This is a genomic window from Nitrosospira sp. Nsp14 (assembly GCF_900113575.1).
Classification (GTDB): Bacteria; Pseudomonadota; Gammaproteobacteria; order Burkholderiales; family Nitrosomonadaceae; genus Nitrosospira.
In genome coordinates, this window is record NZ_FOPV01000003.1 from 188,706 (window position 1) to 207,023 (window position 18,318).

Consider the following 18,318-nt stretch of genomic DNA (forward strand, 5'->3'; position numbering starts at 1 on the left):
AAATGGGAATACATTCTGGGGACCTGTTGGCGTGTCTCAAAGCACAGATCCTGGCCCTACCGACTTCGCGGGTGCAAACCTTACAGCGAGCTTTTCTGTAGGGGCGGATCTTTGGGAGACCGTTTCGATAAAAAGCCCTGCCGGAAAACAGTTCAATCTTCAGGGAACCCAGGAAATACAGCTTGTCGCCCGCCCGGGGTATGTGACCAGCAGACCCTATGTCAGTGTCGTGTTACGCTTGATCATGCAGGACGGCAGCATTTGGGACCAGCCCAAAGTGCTGGCAAACAATGTGTGGCAAACAACAGCGTTTCCCGTTAAGGACGACTCCTTCGCCCTTGCTGAATGGGGGCCACCGGGAGTGTTCGATCTTGGCAAGGTTGTCTCATGGGAAGTTATCCTGGTAGACCTGCCCCCAGGCAATAACCATTACATCAACTTTCATACCCTTTATATGAAGGGGAGCTATGAAACACCAGGAAACGCTGCAGAGCCATTCGCAGTAGAGTTTTCCTCTGGAGACGGGAGCATTCTGTTCCGCCATGCTGACTGGAACCCAGCAGATGGTGATACCGACTGGTTATATCATGTACGCACGCACCAACATTACTACAATCCATTTGGATATGTGAAGGCGGTTTACCGCTCGCAAGGGGACCCATGGGAAAACGTATCCTTGCGTAAGGAAGCACAAATCTATTTCGACCTGACCGCCAGCGGCAGCGGGCAAATCGTCGCTTTAGTGAATGCCAGCCAGAATTTCGATCCCAATGCATTGGTCATGAGCCTGACCATGCAGGATGGAAGCGTCTGGCAACAGGGAAAGCGACTGGATGTGGTTAGCAAGACTGCCTTAGCCCATTTTACGCCTTCCGGCGACATCGTTCTTCCATACAGGTTTTCGCTTAATCCTCAAGGAAAAGGCTGGGCGCGGGCAGCCTGGGGACCAACAGGCAACTTTGACCTGAGCCAGATCAAAGCTTGGGAACTGTCGTTCACTAATCTTGGGGAAGGGGAAAATTTTGTCTTGCTGAGCAGCATTGGCCTAATGGAAGCTTCTTTAGTAAAAGCGGACAACACGTTTGGAGCCACCGGGCAGGCGCAATGGCGAGAGCTCAGCTTTGCTTCTGACGGCGTGACTGCAGACATTAGTTCAGACGGCTTGGGAAATAGCCTTTACATTGCCTCGGAAACTCCGGTGAATGGGTTGGGACTGGGCTTCAACCTTGAAATCACCAGTAGCTATGTAAACTCCTCCCCGGATGCGGTCATCTTCAAGCTGACGACAAGTGATGGAAAAGTCTGGCAACAAAGCTTTGGTCTGCCCGAAGCTGGACGATCAATACGCAGGATCTATATCGCTTGCCCGAGCCCTTGGACCATGGTACGCCCTGACCCGGATGATTTGCGCTGCAAGAATATATTGGGAGCGTTTTATGGGATGAGCTCTGCCGTTACGAAATGGGAAGTAATTCTAAACAAACCGCCCGCCGGGGAGCACAAAGTTGGGGTTAACCTTCTATCCACAATTCAATAAGCGGTAGCTGTGAGATAGCCTTTGAGGTCACGTGCACCGTGACCTACTGAAGATACCGAAGAAGGAAGGACCCTGCAATGCAAATACGCTATCGCCCCGGAACAATCGTGAAACCCATCATTAACTTAATAAAAATACTGTCAGTTTATAAAATGTGTCCGCCCAAACAGAAAAAAAGCGTAATTCAACTGCTTGCAGCTGTCGGCATCACTCTGATGACGGCAACTGCAAGTTTTGCTGAGGCCATGTTTCCGTCTAATTTATGGAATAAAAGAGGCTCTTCCACGTCGCAGTCCTTGGAAGTTCTCCATGTAAAAGATCAGCACGGCTCAGATGATAATTTTGACAGGTATATGGAATTCAATAGTGATCAAGATGGATATGTAGGAGACTTCAGGTTCAACCTGCCAGCCATGCCTGACAAAGTGATTCAGAAATTAATATTGCATGCCAATTATCGGGGCCCGGAAAATTCCTTTCAGAAATGGGAATTTGAATTGCTTGATGTTAAAACCGGCAAATGGGTTTATATCGCGGACAATGGCGATGTAGCTGACTGGTCCTGGAGTAACATCACCGCAACAATAACGAACCCCAGCCAATTCATAAACGGGCGAAATCAGATAACGTTGCGCTACGTGGCAAAAAATAAGGGGGACAGTAGCCAGCTTGACTTCGTTGCGTTCGAGATAAAAAGCGCGCCATCCAAGCGGCCTATGGAGGCGTCAGGAACAGCTAGTGATCGGGGGAGCCATGGAAACCGCTGGAAACCGGCTCCCGGTTTAAAGTGGCAAATTCAATATACTGACCCGCTTGATACGTCTTTAAATGTCGATGTTTACAACATCGACCTGTTTGATACCAGCGCGGCTGTTATCTCGGCACTGCGATCAAAGGGCAAGCATGTCATCTGTTATTTTAGCGCGGGTAGCTATGAAAACTGGCGTCCTGATATTCGCGCATTTCCAGCGTCGCTTCTCGGCCGGAATCTTGACGGTTGGGAGGGTGAGAGATGGCTCGATGTGCGGAAATTAGATGTTCTGATGCCCATCATGCGGGCTCGCATGGAACAAGCTGCTAAAAAAGGCTGCCATGGTGTCGATCCTGACAATGTTGACGGCTATAGCAACAGTACCGGCTTTGCCCTCAGCTACGGTGATCAGCTGGTTTACAACATAGCCCTTGCTGACGCAGCACATGATCTGGGACTTGCTATAGGTTTGAAAAATAATCTTGATCAAATCAAGCATCTTGTAAGTTATTTCGACTTTGCTGTGAATGAACAGTGCTTCCAGGACGGTGAATGCAACGCGCTCAAACCATTTGTTGATGCCGGGAAAGCTGTTTTCGGTATTGAATATCATCTCTCGAACAGGAGTTTTTGCCCGCAAGCAAATAAAATGAATTTTGATTTTCTAACGAAGAATTTGTCCCTGGATGCTAAAAGGGTGCCGTGCAGGTAGCCATATTCATACCTCAACGAAACGGTAGGAAGAGAATAACAAGCTCAAGCGATGCTGGTTGACACATTGTCCGAGAATGCGGCTCAAATTAAAAAGCCACCTGATGAGGGTGGCTTTTTAATTGGTGGTGGAACACGGAACCGAACCCGCGTGCATAATCGGAGCCAGATAGTAACGCATCGCTCTTGAGTCCGTAGATTCGACAATTTGACCGCTTGCTCAAACCTGAGCTTGGACGCATAATGTCATCAATTTGATGATATAAGGCGTGCTCGAATGAGCAAACGTGAAGTTGGTTTTGGTCCATCCGTCGTTTGTGGCGGTTGAGGAGCGCTTGACCATGCACCCCCAACGAGTCGAGAGCCTGAGCCATGCACAACGAGAGCGGCTCGCCTACATCGACTTCCGCCTGTACTTCATCGGCGAGATCGGTCGGCCTGATCTGAGCAGCCGCTTCGGAGTGGCGCCGGCGGGTGCAACACGAGACTTGGCCCTGTACCGTGAGGTCGCCCCCCAGAACATCGAGTTCGACGGTAGCAACAAGATCTACCGCATAGGCAAGAGTTTCGTGCCGGTCTTCGAGCACTCACCACAGCGTGTTCTGTCGGCACTCTCGTTGGGGTTTGGCGATGGCGTAAACGGTGATTCGCCGCCGCTCTTGCCTTGCGAGTCACCTGCTGCACTGAGCAGTCCCTGCATGGACGTGCTGGCACCTATCTGCCGAGCCATCCACGCCAAGCGTCCGGCAGCCATCCGCTACCACTCGGTGAGCAGCGGAGAGTCCGAACGGGTGATCGTTCCCTTCGCTCTCGTGGACAGCGGCCTACGTTGGCACGTCCGAGCGTTCGACCGTAAGACCGGAGGGTTCCGCGACTTCGTCATCACCCGGATCGAAGCGCCCAGGACACTCGACGACGACCCAAAGGTTGGCGAACGTCCTGACGATGACATCCAGTGGACACGGATTGTCGAGATCGAACTGATTCCGCATCCAGACCAGCCTAGACCTGAAATCACTGCACGCGACTACAGTTTCACGGGCGGCGTGCTGGCGCTGAAGCTTCGGGCTGCTACGGCTGGATACATGCTCCGGCGCTGGAGCGTCGACTGCTCCCCCGACCACCGTCTGCGTGGCCCCGAATACCGCCTGTGGCTCAAAGACCATCTGGCACTTTACCGTGTGAAGAACGCGTTGTTGGCCCCGGGCTATCGCTCGCCAGACACATAAAAAACCTTGGGCAAGGCTGACTGATGCGCCGCGCCGAAAAAGAACAACTGAACTTGACTAGATTCCCTACATGCCCTTAACCCTGCCACAGCTCGAACGCCACCTCTTCAAAGCCGCCGACATCCTGCGCGGCAAGATGGACGCCTCCGAGTTCAAGGAATACATCTTCGGGATGCTGTTCCTCAAGCGCTGCTCCGACGTATTCGATCAGCGCCGTGAAGACGTCATCAAACTGGAAATCGACGCAAGCAAGAGTAAAGCTGATGCCGAAAAGTCTGCTGAGAACTCGCGCTGGTACAAGAAGGAAGGCTCCTTCTGGGTGCCGCCGCAATCGCGCTACGAGTTTCTGCTCAACGACGCACACCAGAACGTCGGCGACTTTCTGAACAAGGCGTTGACAGGCATCGAAACAGCGAACACCAGCCTGTACGACGTGCTGGAGCACATCGATTTCACGCGCAAGGTCGGCCAGAGCAAGATTCCGGACACCAAGCTGCGCCAGCTCATCTCCCACTTCGGCAAATACCGGCTGCGCAACGAGGACTTCGAGTTCCCCGATCTGCTGGGTGCGGCCTACGAATACCTGATTGGCGAATTCGCCGATTCGGCCGGCAAGAAGGGCGGCGAGTTCTACACCCCGCGCTCGGTAGTGCGCATGATGGTGCGGCTGATCAAGCCGACCCTGGCCCACGACGTCTACGACCCCTGCTGCGGGTCCGGGGGCATGCTAATCGCGGCCAAGGAATACATCGACGAACACGGCGAGGACGGCCGCAAAGCCAATTTGTTTGGTCAGGAGTTCAACGGCACGGTCTGGTCCATCGCCAAGATGAACATGCTGCTGCATGGCATCAGCACCGCCAACCTGCAAAACGAGGACATCCTGGCCGAACCACAGCATGTCGAGGGCGGCGAGTTGATGCACTTCGACCGCGTTCTCACCAATCCGCCGTTCTCCATTCACTGGGGCAATACCGAGAAGGATGCCGACGGCAAGCCCGCCTGGAAGCCCAAGTTTGAAGCCGAACGCTTCCCTTACGGCCAGGTGCCGTTGGGTGCCAAAAAGGCTGACCTGATGTTCCTGCAGCACATGCTGGCTGTCACTCGCGACGGTGGCATGGTGGCCACCGTTCTACCCCACGGCGTGCTGTTCCGGGGCGGTGAGGAAAAAACCATCCGCGCCGGCATCATCGAAGATGACTTGCTCGAAGCCGTCATTGGCGTCGCTCCCAACCTGTTCTACGGCACCGGCATTCCGGCCTGTATTCTGGTATTGCGCCAGCGCGTGCAGAACGGTGCCAACCGCGTCAGCGGCAAGGCCGCCGAGCATCAGGGCAAGGTGTTCTTCATCAATGCCGACCGCGAGTTTTTCGAGGGCCGCGCACAAAACTACCTGCTGCCCGAGCACATCGAGAAAATCGTCACCACCTTCGACGAGTTTCGCGCCATCGACGGCTTCTCGGCCATCGTCGACAACGCCACGCTCAAGGCCAACGACTATAACCTCAATATCCGCCGTTACGCCGACAACGCGCCGCCTCCCGAGCCGCACGACGTGCGCGCCCATCTGGTCGGCGGCATCCCGAAGGCCGAGGTGGCTGACAAAGCTGGATTATTCAGCGCCCATGGTCTGAACCCGATGGACTTGCTGGTTGAAAGGGACGCCAAGTATTTCGACTTCGCGCCTGTCCTCGACAAACGGCAGGCGCTCAAGCCGACCATCGAAAACAACGCCGGTCTGGTCGCGAAGGAAGCGGCCATCCGCGCCGCCTTCGAGCAATGGTGGCAGGTCCACAGCACCCGTATCACGGCGCTGTCCGGGCAACTGGACAATGCCGCCAGCCTGGTAGCCCTGCGCAACGACCTGCTGGCTAGCTTCAGCGAATCGCTCGAAGCCATCAGCCTGCTCGACCCCTTCCAGGTGCGCGGTATCGTTGCCGGCTTCTGGTACCAGACCAAGTACGACTTCCTCACCCTGATGGCGCGCGGCGCCAAGGGTGTGGTTGACGCTTGGCGCACCAGCATCGTCACCGCGCTGGAAGACAGGGCCAGCAAGGAAAGCCCGCTGGATCACAAGCTAGTCAAGTTCCTGATGAGTGATTTCGTCGAAGCCATCACTGAGCTGGAATCCAAGAAGGCGGAGCTAGACGGCCAGATCAAGGCCGCCAGCCCCAAGGACGCGGACGGTGACCACGGCGACGCTGCCGACGAAGAAGCGGGCGCTGACGAGGCCGGCGAAGAGAATGTGGTGGACGAAGCTCAACTCAAGGCCTGGAAGAAGGAGCTTACGGCCGTCAAGAAACAGTTGAAGGCCAAGAAGGAGAGTTTTACCGCGCACATCAACGCCGCTGTCGATGGCCTCGCGCCGGAAGCCGCCACCGAGTTGCTGCTGAGCATCCTGCACAACGACATGCAGACCATCGTCGAGAGCTACGTCACCGCCCAGCGCAAGCAGATCGCCGCCGCGTTCGAGAACTGGTGGGACAAGTACCGTGTGACGCTGACCGAGATCGAAGGCAAGCGCGATGCGGCGACGCAGGCGTTGCAGAGGGTTTTGAAGGGGTTGCGGTATGTCTGACAGTCTCTTTCCGGTGAGGCCCCTGTCCGAGCTAGCAACAGCAATCAAGGACGGCACCCACGGGACACATAGACGCGTACAAGAAGGCGTTCCGCTTCTGAGTGCAAAAAATATCTCAGCAAACGGCACCATCATTTGGGACGAGTCGGACGACCTTATTTCTGAGTCAGAGTATCAGGTTTTGAGTCGATCGTTTCAGTTGGAGCCCAACGACCTGCTGCTGACTATCGTCGGTTCACTTGGACGAAGGGCCATTTACGCAGGCGAGCGCGTCACGTTTCAGCGTAGCGTGGCTTATGTTCGCCCGGACAAGAGAAAGCTGGACAGCCGATTTCTCTTCCATTGGATGGGGCATCCGAAATTTTCTGCAGAGCTTGTTCGCAGAAGTAATGCCACAGCCCAAGCAGGTTTGTACCTAGGTGAACTTGCCAAGGTTTCAGCGCCAATTCCGATTCCATCTCAGCAGCGCGCGATCGCCCAAATCCTCGATACCCTCGACACCGCTATGCACGCAACAGAGGCGATCATCGCCAAGCTCAAAGCTATCAAGCAGGGCCTGTTGCACGACCTGGTGACACGCGGCATCGACGCCAATGGCGAACTGCGCCCGCCCCAGGCCGAGGCACCGCACCTCTACGAGGAGTCGCCGCTGGGGTGGACTCCGAAGGAGTGGGATGTCGTCACTCTTGAGTCGGTGTCCAAGACGGTGACCAGCGGTTCGCGCGATTGGGCGCGCTTCTATGCTGACAGCGGTGCGCTGTTCGTTCGCATTGGTAACTTGACGCGTGAGCACATCAACTTCCGCTACGAATCGATCATCTATGTGCGGCCCCGTCGGAATGCGGACGGTCAGCGGACACGACTTGAGTCAGGCGACATCCTTATTTCTATCACAGCCGATTTGGGTATCGTCGGCGTCGTTCCAGATGGTTTGGGCGAGGCCTACATCAACCAACACATTGCGCTGGTACGCCCAGACCTTGATGCTGTTAATTCGCGATTCGTTGGCCATTACATGGCCGGGCCGATTGCGCAAACCTACATCAGCAAGTTGAACGATGCTGGCGCGAAGGCGGGGTTGAATTTGCCGACGATCCGGGGCCTGCTGACGGCGAAGCCACTACGTTTCGAACAGGATCTGATTGCCATGCGCTTGGACGAGATCGACAACCGCATACAGAACGCGACGACCGAGTCCGCCAAGCTGCGAGAGCTCAAAGCCGGCCTTATGCACGACCTCCTCACCGGTCGCGTCCGCGTCACACCATTGCTGGCCGAAGCCGCACAACAACAAGGGAGCGTCTGATGGGCTGGGAACTCGAAGACGTCGAAAAACCATTCGTTGCCCAGTTGCAGGCACTCGGTTGGGCATATAACGAAGGCAGTCTTGACGACCCGGCAGTCACGGGTCGAACCAGTTTTGCCGAGGTGATTCAGGAGGGGCTGCTGCGTGAGCAGTTGCGCGCGCTGAACCCCGGCGCTGACGGCGCGCCCTGGCTGGACGATGCGCGGCTGTCCGAAGCTGTGGCGGCCATCACCCGCCTGGGGACGCACAAGCTGATGGAGGCCAATGAGAAGGCCACCGCCTTGTTGATCCGAGGCTTGACCGTTGAAGGTCTGCCCGGATGGGACGGTGGGCGGGGTCAGACGATTCGCTACATCGACTCGGATACCCCGGCGAACAACCGCTTTACGGTGATCAACCAATATCGCGTGGACTGCCCGCCTGGCTTCAACAGCGGCAAGGCCTTCATCGTGCCCGACCTGGTGCTGCTGGTGAACGGCATACCGCTGGTGGTGGTGGAGTGCAAGAGCCCGGCCACGCCCGAGCCGCTGGCCGAGGCTGTGGACCAACTGCGGCGCTACACCAACCAGCGCAAGGCCGCGTTTGAGGTGGACGATAACGAGGGCAACGAGGCGCTGTTTGCCACCAACCAGTTGCTGGTGGCCACCAGCTTCGACGAGGCACGCGTGGGTTGCGTCGGCGCGGCCTTCGAGCACTACGCTCAGTGGAAGACGGTGGTCGGCCCTGATGGCGCGGGTAGCGAAATCGAAGTGGCGCAAGGCTTGGGCAAGCCCGCCCTCTCTGAACAGGAACGCTTGATTGCCGGGCTGCTTTCACACTCGCATCTTCTGGATGTGGTGAAGAACTTCATGTTGTTCATGCAGACAGGCGGCCAGACCATCAAGACGGTGTGCCGCTACCAGCAGTACCGGGCGGTAAACCGGGCAATTGCCCGGCTCAAGACCGGCCAGACGCGACTGCAGCATGGCGAACACGATAAGCGCGGCGGCATCATCTGGCACACCCAAGGTTCGGGCAAGAGCCTGACCATGGTGTTCCTGGTGCGCAAGATGCGGATGGCCGCGCAACTGCGGCGCTTCAAGGTCATCGTCATTACCGACCGTAAGGACCTGCAGGGCCAGTTGTCCGTCACCGCCACGCTGACCGGCGAGGTGGTGGATGTGGCCGAGAGCATGGCGGGCGTGAAGGCGCTGGCGCGGCGCAAGGGCCCGGGGCTGATCTTTGCCACGATCCAGAAATACCGTGACCCGGATAGCGCCGGCGATGCGCCGCTGACAGCAGACGATCTGCCCAAGGTGGAAGAGCCGAAAGCCAGCTACAAGGCCGACGAAAAGTTTGAGGTGCTGAACGAGGACGACAGCATCCTCGTGCTGGTGGACGAGGCGCACCGTACCCAGGCTGGCGACCTGCACGCCAACCTGCTGACGGGCCTGCCCAATTGCGCGCGCATCGGCTTTACCGGCACACCGATCATCATGGGTGACAAGAAGCGCACCCATGAAATTTTTGGCGAGTTCATTGACCGCTACACCATCAAGGAAGCCGAGGCCGACGGCGCGACGGTGCCGGTGCTCTACGAGGGCCGCACGGCCAATGGGGCGGTCAAGGACGGCGCCAGCCTAGATGAATTGTTCGAGGACCTGTTCCGCCAGCACTCGCCGCAGGAGCTGGAGGCAATCAAGAAGAAGTACGCCACCAAGGGCCACATCTTTGATGCCCCGGCGCTGATTGCCGACAAGGCCCGCGACATTATTCGCCACTACGTGACCAACATCCTGCCCAACGGCTACAAGGCGCAGGTGGTGGCGTACAGCCGGTTGGCGGCCATTCGTTATTTCGAGGCGTTGCGGGCCGCCCGCGATGAGTTGCTGGCTGAGGCCCACGCGCTTTCGCCCGAGGACAAGGCGCTGGATGACGAGGCACTGTGCCAGCGTCCTTTGAGCGTGAAGGCGGTGGTGCAGGCCTGGCGCTACCGCGACACACTGGTACGCATTGAATTCGCGCCCATCATTTCGGGCAGCAACAACGACGACCCGGCGTGGAAGCAGTGGACAGACGGCGCGGCGCACGAGCAACTGATCAAGCGCTTCAAGAAGCCGCTGTTCAATGCCAAGCCAGAAAAGACCGACCCGCTGGCCTTTCTGGTCGTGAAGTCGATGCTGCTCACCGGCTTTGATGCGCCGATCGAGGGCGTGATGTACCTCGACCGCCCGATCCGCGAGGCGGAGTTGCTGCAGGCGATTGCCCGCGTCAACCGCACCGGCTTTGGCAAGCGTTGCGGCATCGTGGTGGACTACTACGGTGTGGCGCAGCATTTGAAAGAGGCGCTGGCGGCCTACGCCGATGAGGACGTGGAAGGCGCGCTGGCCAGCCTGAAGGACGAGGTGCCAGTGCTGCGCGACCGGCATCTGCGCGTGGTGGATCTGTTCCGCCAGCGGGGAATCGAGTCGCTGGACGACACCGAAGCCTGCGTCGAGGCATTGGGTAGCGAGAAATTGCGCGCCGAGTTCGCAGTCAAGCTCAAGGCTTTCTTGGGGTCACTGGATACGGTACTGCCGCGCGCCGAGGGATTGCCATATTCCGGCGATGCCAAGCACCTGGCCTACATCTACGCCCGCGCTCGCAACCGCTACAAGGACACGCCGGTACTGGGCAAGGATGTCGGCGCCAAGGTTCGCAAGCTGATCGACGACCATGTGATCTCGCTGGGCCTCGACCCCAAGATCCCACCGATTCAGCTGACCGATGCCGAGTTCGATACGCACCTTGCGCGTGCCGCGAACGACCGCGCCAAGGCGTCCGAGATGGAGCACGCGATTCGCTCGCACATCCGCAAGCACACCGATGAAGACCCGGTGCTGTACCGTAAGCTCTCTGAGCACTTGAACGACATTCTCAAAACGCTGGGTGAAAAGTGGAACGAGGTGATCTCACAACTACAGAAGATCATCGACGAGCTGCGCACGGGCAAGGTAGGGAGGGCCGATGCGCCGAGCGACTTGCCCGAGCATTGCGCGCCGTTCCTGCGCACCGTCCTGGATGTGATTTGTGCTGGCCAGACGCCAACGGCAGCCGAGTTGTTGCGTCTGAAGGATGTGACCGTGGAGCTGGTGGACCTGCTGGTGCAGGAGCTGCAAGGCAACCGCGATATCTGGAGCCCCCACAAACGCGCGGCACAGGAAGACCTGAACACGCAGCTGTTCGAGCACTTGATGCGCCTGCGGCCGCCGTTGGTGGATACCGATAAGGCGGGTGTGCTCGCTGACAAGTTGATGGAACAGGCTCGCGCCAACCACGACAAGCTGGTGCAGGTGTAAAGCAATGCTGGCGCCCCTGAAATCTACCGACCATCAAACGGACGGCCCCTTTGTTGAGGCAGAGGCTTCCATCCAGGTGGACGACTTGCAATTCACGATACGGCGCAGTGCCAGGCGCCGGACGATGCAAATCACGGTGGAACGAACTGGGGAGCTGATTCTGAGCGCTCCGCCTGACGTTAGTATCGCCCAGTTGCGCGATTTCGTCAGGGAAAAACGCTTCTGGATCTATACCAAGCTGGCCGAAAAGGACCGGTTGCAACGCAAGGTTCCGCGCAAAGAGTTCGTCGGTGGTGAGGGCTTCCTGTACCTGGGGCGCAGCCATCGACTGAAATTGGTCAATGACCAAGACACGCCATTGAAGCTGGTGAATGGCCGCTTTGCGCTGCGCCACGATGCTCAAGCAGCCGCACGGGAGCATTTCATCCGCTGGTATAGCGAAAGGGCTCGTGTCTGGTTGTCCGGCCGGGTGGCCGAGTACCAGTCACGCATGGAGGTGGCACCTGCTGGCGTGAAGGTGCAGGACCTCGGTTATCGCTGGGGCTCTTGCGGCAAGGGCGACTGGCTGTACTTCCACTGGAAGACCATCTTGCTGCCAGCCCGTATTGCGGAATATGTGGTGGTGCATGAGATTGCCCACCTGCACGAGCCACACCACACCCCTGCTTTCTGGCTGCGCGTTGAGCGCGCAATGCCCGACTATGCGCAGCGCAAGGCTTGGCTGGCGGAACACGGGATTGATATTGAGGGAATATAAAAATATGGCGGACTATTTCACCAGTGACCACTTCAAGCTGCTGAACAAATGGAAGGGGCAAAAGCGCGACGAATCCAACCCCGAACAGAACCGCGCCTACGAGGAATTGAAGAAGGCCTATGAGGTTACCGAGGCGTGGGCCAACGAGGTGAAGACCAAGTTGTTTCCGTTGGGTGTTGTCAAGGTTCGCAAGCGTCCGACAAGCCAGGCGAACTCCTTCCTGCCGTACAACTGGGCGCGTATCTACCCGGCAACGGATTCACCCAAGGAACTTGCCTATACCGTTGGGATTGGAGCTGACGATGGTTTTGTGGTCAAGATCGATACGGTCGGGCTTGATGATGGTGCGCCCGTTCGTCGTGACTACCTTTCACTGCGCGGTGGCTACGACAACGCTTCACCCATCGTCGCAATGCTTCCGGCGTCGGATGGTCTAGGCAAAACGCTGGCTGAGTTGGTCGATTGGAGCGTAGAGGCCATTCGCAAATTCCGCGTCCGTTATGAAGAAGTGGTGACCAAGCTGGATTTGGGGGAAAAGCTGAGCGACGAAGACCTGTTAATCCATTTTGATGGCAAGCCCGTCTTCAAAACGTTCCGTGCCTCTTGGTCGCCGCAGGACAAGGCTACGTTTTCCAGGCTGGCCAGAGCTGTTCACGCGGCGGGGCTGGATTGGTGGCACATGGGCAAAGGCATCCAGGTTCGCTTTGGCCGCAAGAACCTCGGGAGTGAGCGTGCGGTCGGCGTGCTCGGCGTGATCCGTGGCACCCGCACCAGGAAGATATCCTGGATACGCGATGTCGGTGCGGTGCACAAGTTGAACCGGGAGCCACTGACCGATGATCTGGTGGCGAGAATTGAAGGCGCCTTGGTTGTCGAACGCGAATCGCTGGACGATTGGTTGGTATTGGAAACCGAACGCCCTGGTCTTTGGCCTGATCAACTTCGGGACGACCCGACAGAGTCCGACGAGGATTCCGATGACGAGGAGCCACCGACGGATACTGTCGTCACGCAAGCCTTCAATCGTATCTACTACGGCCCGCCAGGGACAGGCAAGACTTACGAGGTATCCAAGTTGCTGCGGCGGGATTATGAGCAGGCAATGACATCGGTGTCTGCTGAGGAATGGCGAGGCCAGTTCATCGCAGAAAGGATTGCCCCGCTTAAATGGTGGGAGGGTGCCGTCCTTGCTCTGGTCGTCCTTGGTGGCAAGGCGAATGTCAGCCAACTATTGGAGCATCCCTTCATTGATGCCATTGCGATTACCAAAGGGCGCAAGGACAACTTGCGACAAACGATCTGGACTACGTTGCAAGAACGCACCGTTGATGAATCCACGACCGTCAAACAGAAGCTGCGATTTAGCCCGCAGGTGTTCGATAAGGGTGAGGAGTCTGTCTGGCAGCTTGCCGGTGAATGGGAGGAAGCCTGTGCCGACCTCGTTGCGTTGGTCAAGGAGTACCGAGCTGGCGCCCAGTCTTCGGAAATTCTTCGTCACTACAGTTTTGTCACGTTCCACCAGTCGTATGGTTATGAGGAGTTCGTGGAAGGGCTGCGTCCCGTACTGGATGACGATACTGAATCTGGTGCGATCAAGTACGAAATACGACCTGGCGCTTTCAAGGATCTCTGCCGCAAGGCACGTCTCGCACCGGATCAGAGATTTGCCATGGTCATCGACGAGATCAATCGGGGCAACATCAGCAAGATATTCGGCGAACTGATCACTTTGATCGAACCAGACAAGCGGGAGGGTTCGGAAAACGCAATCTCGGTCACGTTACCGTACTCTGGCGAGTCATTCTCAGTCCCACTCAACGTGGACATCATCGGCACGATGAACACAGCGGACCGGTCCTTGGCCCTGCTTGATACAGCGCTGCGTCGAAGGTTCGACTTTGTGCCTGTACTGCCAGATGCGCGTGATGACGCGGGGGCACCAATTTTTGCCCTGCGCGTGACCTTAGGTGAGCAGGTCATCGACATTCCGCGAATGCTGTCCGTCATCAATCAGCGCATAGAGGCCCTTTATGACCGCGACCACTGCATCGGGCATGCTTATTTCACATCACTTATGAAAGTACCCGACGGTGACGAAAGGCTGGTCGCGCTATCGCAAGTGTTTAGTAATCGCATCGTTCCCTTGCTCGAGGAATACTTCTTTGAAGATTGGCAAAAAATCCGGCTCGTGTTGGCAGACAACCAGAAGCCGGAGGTTGCTCGATTTGTAGTTGAGAGTAAGGATCATGAAGAGGATCTAGCACGTTTGTTCGGTGGCGATCACGGCTTGGGTACCTATGCCACCAAGCGACGCTACGTGGTACAGGATGCGTCGTTCATTAACCCGGATGCCTATATCGGCATCTATCAGTCGCTGCCAACCTGATCGGTAGCCACGGTGATGAACGGTATAACGATTTACGAGTTTGATGCCCTAGCGGTCACAGGGGCGGGCCTCTCGGGTATCGATGGCGTTCGCATCGTTCCGGCCAGCGTATTTCATTGGCTTGAAGATCAATGCCTACGCGCTGCGGAAGAGGGAGACGCTGCCTGGCTGCGATGGACCCAACGCCGTGGACGTCGTGTCATACAAGTGACCAGCTTTGTCGGGGTCATTCGTGCACCAGACGGATATCAAATTGAGGTGTTGCCTAAGGTTGGCAAAGCCATCGGCGGTGGCGCCGTGGAGGCGCGTCAGCTGCTGATTGAAATGTTGTGCTGCCTTCACGGCTTTCGGCATGTCCTTACCGATAGTGCCAAACTTTCTGCGGCGCGGATGCCTTTATTGGAAATCTTCATCAGCGAGTTTCTGCGTACTGTAGAGCACATCGTCAAGCGTGGACTTCGCAGCGACTATCGCCAGCGACAAAACAATCTATTTGCCCTGCGTGGCAAGCTACTGATGTCGCCGCACTTGCGGCAGAACCTTTACCGAGCGGACCGTTTCTTTACTGAACACGACGAGTTTTCGACGGATCGACCAGAAAATCGACTGCTGCACGCGGCGTTACGTCAAGTGTTGCTTCTGACAGGAACGCAGGCCAACCAACAACTGGCCCGAGAGTTGGATTTCGTGTTTGCGGACGTTCCACCTTCCACTCAAATACGGATTGATTTCCAGCGTGTGAGGCTGGACAGAGGTATGGGCTACTACGCCGATGCCCTAGCCTGGTCGCGCCTCATACTTGACAAGGAGTCGCCCTTGACGGGCACCGGTGCCCACAATGCGCCGTCACTGCTGTTCCCGATGGAGGCGGTGTTCGAGGCATTCGTCGCCAAGCATCTTCATCGACAGCTGACACAACCTCTGATTCTGAATACTCAGGCTCGCAGTCATCACTTGGTTCGTCACCGCGAGCAGAATTGGTTCCAATTGAAGCCAGATCTGCTGATTCGGAATTCGGATCGAGATTTACTTGTACTCGACACCAAGTGGAAGTTGCTTGATGGTCTGAAGGCGAATGGGACGGACAAATACGGTTTGTCCCAGAGCGACTTTTACCAGTTGCAGGCCTATGGATTGAGCTATCTGGATGGTGCCGGGGATATTGTGTTGATCTATCCAAAGACGGACGCATTCACTGAATCGCTGCCTGTTTTTGATTTTCCGAAGGCGATCGGGATGCGCCTTTGGGTACTGCCGTTTTGCCTCAAGGAACGTCGACTGAAGTTGCCAGCATTGCCGCAACTTCAGTCGATCTTCCTCGGGGAGAACAGCAATGCATCGCAGGCCGAAGACTTGAATGCCGTGCCAGCTTAAGAGCAATACGAAGAGGAGATACAAAAATGGCGCTTAACCTTGGCAAAGCGGTCGCCTCTTTCAGACGAAAAAAAGTCCAAAACTGGGAACAGCTGTGGCTTCAATATTGGTGGAGGCGGCGGGAATGTGTCTGTCTCGCCTTAGGGCGATCCAGCCATCCCTGCGCTTCGCTTCGGGACCGCACTCGCCCAATTCCGGCTCGCGCGTCCAAGCGAGCAGTGCTCGCTTAGTCGAACCCGATGGCGGGTTCTCATCCCAACCGCCTCAAATTAAGAAGCCACCCGCTGGGGTGGCTTCTAATTGGTGGGGCGGCGACTACCGGATAATGTACTTAACTTGTTGAAACAGTACTTAACTTTCATTTTCATCAGATCCTATTACCCCAACAGTTACCCCTACTCAAGACCCTCTGCCTTCTATCATTCTCTCTGCTCCCACGCCTTTGAATATCCAATAATTGGTGACAGCTTCTATGTTTTTTCTTTGCACTTGTTTTCATATTCAAATCTTTTTCTCTTACGGATTTACGGAAAGTAAGATTGGTTTGATAATTAAATTAAAGAAAACGGATAGCACCAAGACCAATGTCACCGGCATGACGGCTTGGTAAGCTTCCTCGGAAAAGGCGGCCGACCGTCATGAGATCATCCAAAGGCGAGATTCACGGGACGCTCATCCAGATAAGGCTGCTCATGGCGGGACCGGGACCTCCCTTGTTCCTCCAGCAGGGCCACATAGCGGGATAGCACGTCCGCGTCGCCCACATCGATCATTTCCTTCACGAAACGCTGGTGGTGCGCTTCGATGTAAAAATCATCACATCCATGTGTAAGAAATTTTTCGATCTGCCGATAAACATCATCCCGGCAGCGCAGTTCCGTCTCCGGCAGGTATTCCGCCAAAGCGGAGCGTCCCGCATGCAGGTAGTCCCCCGCCAGTACCGGCTTCTTCGCCTTGACAGCCTCAAATACCACCGAGGTGGCCAGGTCAATGATGACGTCCGCCCAGTTCAAGAGGTGGATGGAGTGGATGTCGTCGGCCACGCTCACGTTCGGCAGGCGTCGCAGGGAGGCGTCACTGGTCAGCGATTGCTGCCAACCGCCGCGCGTGTGCGGCTTGATCATCAGTTCCACGCCTGGAAAACTGGCAACGATGCGCACCACTTCACCCACTTCTTCCCAGAAGGTGGAAAAGTTGCTCTTTCTCAGAAAGATGACGACTTTGAGCCGGCTACCTGAACGGGTCAGCGGCGACGGCGGCATCAGTGTAGCCAGCTTGGCGAGCCACTCGTCGCAGTAACGTGGCGACCCCAGAACGGCTAGCTTGCGGTTGTCCATGAAGGGGCGAAAACGAACAGAGCAAAGTTCGTTCGGGACTACCACTCTGTCGAATATCCCTGCGTTGGCAAAGGTGGTGTCGGGCTCCAGGCGCAATTCACCGCGCCGGATCAGCTGGCTCGCATGCGGGCTGTCTCCATGCGGCAGCGACACGGTGCCAAGCCCCATCGCGCGCGCCATCGATAGTACGACCGCTACCCATTCCACGCATATGGAGGAGTTCCTTTCGATCCAGTCGAATACCACCACGCCGTCACCCGCGCCTTCATGGGTATCCCCGAAGCTGCGGGTCAGCAGACGTTGCGCAGTGCTGTTCCACACCGGCGTGCGTTTCTTGACGTCATAGAACCTGACCAATGCCGCCGTTATCGACGCCAGGTAGGGACGGCGTACCTTGCGGATCAGCAGCAGCGTCTGCAGAAACCAGCGGGCAAATTCGAGCCGCGGCAACAGGTCACTGATGTAGGCCACGCGCACGCCATTAAGCTTGCGCAGAAATTCAATACGGTAGTCATTGGGAAACCGCGACCTGCCTATCAGGACAATATCGCAGGTATTACCCAAATCAACCCACTTGTAGATAACTGGGGTAATGTGATCAATATCGTTATAATGACGGAGAAAAAAAAGAGCTTTCATACCCAGGCGTTTAGCTCCGGCATGTTAAGGAGAGACAGCATATCCATTATTTCATTATCCATTAAAGGTTTAAGCCGCCGGGTTTAGCCGGTCAGCTTTAGCTCGCGGCGATATGCTGCACGAAGGGAGGGGTGGCATGCAATACAGGTACGAAGTCGTACGATTTTTCAGATAGCGTACCATTTTGTATGGGTAACGAAAGACCTGTACAAGTGCTGAACGGGGAAGTTACGCACGAACTCGAGAACTTATGCGCGAAACGGGCGGAAAAGGGCGTAATTGTACACTCGCGAATATGCGTTTACCAGTAGAGTGCCCGGATGCTGTAGTGACGCACGACATAGCAGATATGATGCGGAAAGCGGGTTCAATACGCATAGTATGTGGCATTTTTGA

10 protein-coding genes and 1 pseudogene are annotated in these 18,318 nt (G+C 56.4%); 10 read left to right on the forward strand and 1 reads right to left on the reverse strand.

Features of this window, described 5'->3' with window-relative positions; translation table 11 throughout:
* The first annotated feature begins 361 nt into the window (after positions 1–361).
* From BM022_RS03305 to BM022_RS03345, 9 genes are all read left to right on the forward strand, one after another.
* Entirely contained in the window at positions 362–1,537 is a 1,176-nt protein-coding gene (locus BM022_RS03305; RefSeq protein ID WP_143079510.1) for a hypothetical protein, read from the forward strand.
* 107 nt (positions 1,538–1,644) lie between these two features.
* Positions 1,645–3,000 (forward strand): endo alpha-1,4 polygalactosaminidase, encoded by a 1,356-nt coding sequence (locus BM022_RS03310; protein ID WP_177191611.1) that lies wholly within the window; start codon positions 1,645–1,647, stop codon positions 2,998–3,000.
* Between the two features lie 340 nt (positions 3,001–3,340).
* Positions 3,341–4,228: a WYL domain-containing protein gene (locus BM022_RS03315; protein ID WP_091136909.1), complete on the forward strand. Its 888-nt coding sequence runs from the start codon at positions 3,341–3,343 to the stop codon at positions 4,226–4,228.
* Between the two features lie 70 nt (positions 4,229–4,298).
* The gene (locus tag BM022_RS03320; RefSeq protein ID WP_091136855.1) at positions 4,299–6,806 is read left to right on the forward strand and encodes a type I restriction-modification system subunit M; all 2,508 of its coding nucleotides are present in this window, start codon (positions 4,299–4,301) and stop codon (positions 6,804–6,806) included.
* Positions 6,799–8,112 carry a restriction endonuclease subunit S gene (locus BM022_RS03325; RefSeq protein WP_091136857.1) on the forward strand — a complete coding sequence of 438 codons (1,314 nt, stop codon included), beginning with the start codon at positions 6,799–6,801 and terminating at the stop codon, positions 8,110–8,112. The genes BM022_RS03320 and BM022_RS03325 overlap by 8 nt, the downstream gene beginning before the upstream one ends.
* Positions 8,112–11,429, forward strand: a complete 3,318-nt coding sequence (locus BM022_RS03330) for a type I restriction endonuclease subunit R (RefSeq protein WP_091136859.1) — start codon at positions 8,112–8,114, stop codon at positions 11,427–11,429. The genes BM022_RS03325 and BM022_RS03330 overlap by 1 nt, the downstream gene beginning before the upstream one ends.
* A 4-nt stretch (positions 11,430–11,433) precedes the next feature.
* Positions 11,434–12,186, forward strand: a complete 753-nt coding sequence (locus BM022_RS03335) for a M48 family metallopeptidase (protein WP_091136860.1) — start codon at positions 11,434–11,436, stop codon at positions 12,184–12,186.
* Between the two features lie 4 nt (positions 12,187–12,190).
* On the forward strand, positions 12,191–14,572 hold the full coding sequence (locus BM022_RS03340; RefSeq protein WP_091136862.1) for an McrB family protein: 2,382 nt from the start codon (positions 12,191–12,193) through the stop codon (positions 14,570–14,572).
* A gap of 207 nt (positions 14,573–14,779) precedes the next feature.
* Positions 14,780–15,946: an McrC family protein gene (locus BM022_RS03345; RefSeq protein WP_218146820.1), complete on the forward strand. Its 1,167-nt coding sequence runs from the start codon at positions 14,780–14,782 to the stop codon at positions 15,944–15,946.
* A 644-nt stretch (positions 15,947–16,590) separates the two neighbouring features.
* Here the strand turns inward: BM022_RS03345 and BM022_RS03350 are convergent.
* Positions 16,591–17,922, reverse strand: coding sequence for a hypothetical protein (locus BM022_RS03350; RefSeq protein ID WP_091136865.1), 1,332 nt, complete (start codon positions 17,920–17,922; stop codon positions 16,591–16,593).
* A 136-nt stretch (positions 17,923–18,058) separates the two neighbouring features.
* Here BM022_RS03350 and BM022_RS16335 point away from each other — a divergent pair.
* Positions 18,059–18,191: pseudogene (locus BM022_RS16335) on the forward strand (transposase); the annotation flags it as partial.
* Positions 18,192–18,318: the final 127 nt, after the last annotated feature.

Bases quoted from the DNA above. Each gene is read 5' to 3' on its own strand.
- BM022_RS03315 (WP_091136909.1), top strand. From the start codon at position 3,341: ATGCACCCCCAACGAGTCGAGAGCCTGAGCCATGCACAACGAGAGCGG.
- BM022_RS03320 (WP_091136855.1), top strand. From the start codon at position 4,299: ATGCCCTTAACCCTGCCACAGCTCGAACGCCACCTCTTCAAAGCCGCC.
- BM022_RS03325 (WP_091136857.1), top strand. From the start codon at position 6,799: ATGTCTGACAGTCTCTTTCCGGTGAGGCCCCTGTCCGAGCTAGCAACA.
- BM022_RS03330 (WP_091136859.1), top strand. From the start codon at position 8,112: ATGGGCTGGGAACTCGAAGACGTCGAAAAACCATTCGTTGCCCAGTTG.
- BM022_RS03335 (WP_091136860.1), top strand. From the start codon at position 11,434: ATGCTGGCGCCCCTGAAATCTACCGACCATCAAACGGACGGCCCCTTT.
- BM022_RS03340 (WP_091136862.1), top strand. From the start codon at position 12,191: ATGGCGGACTATTTCACCAGTGACCACTTCAAGCTGCTGAACAAATGG.
- BM022_RS03350 (WP_091136865.1), bottom strand. From the start codon at position 17,922: ATGAAAGCTCTTTTTTTTCTCCGTCATTATAACGATATTGATCACATT.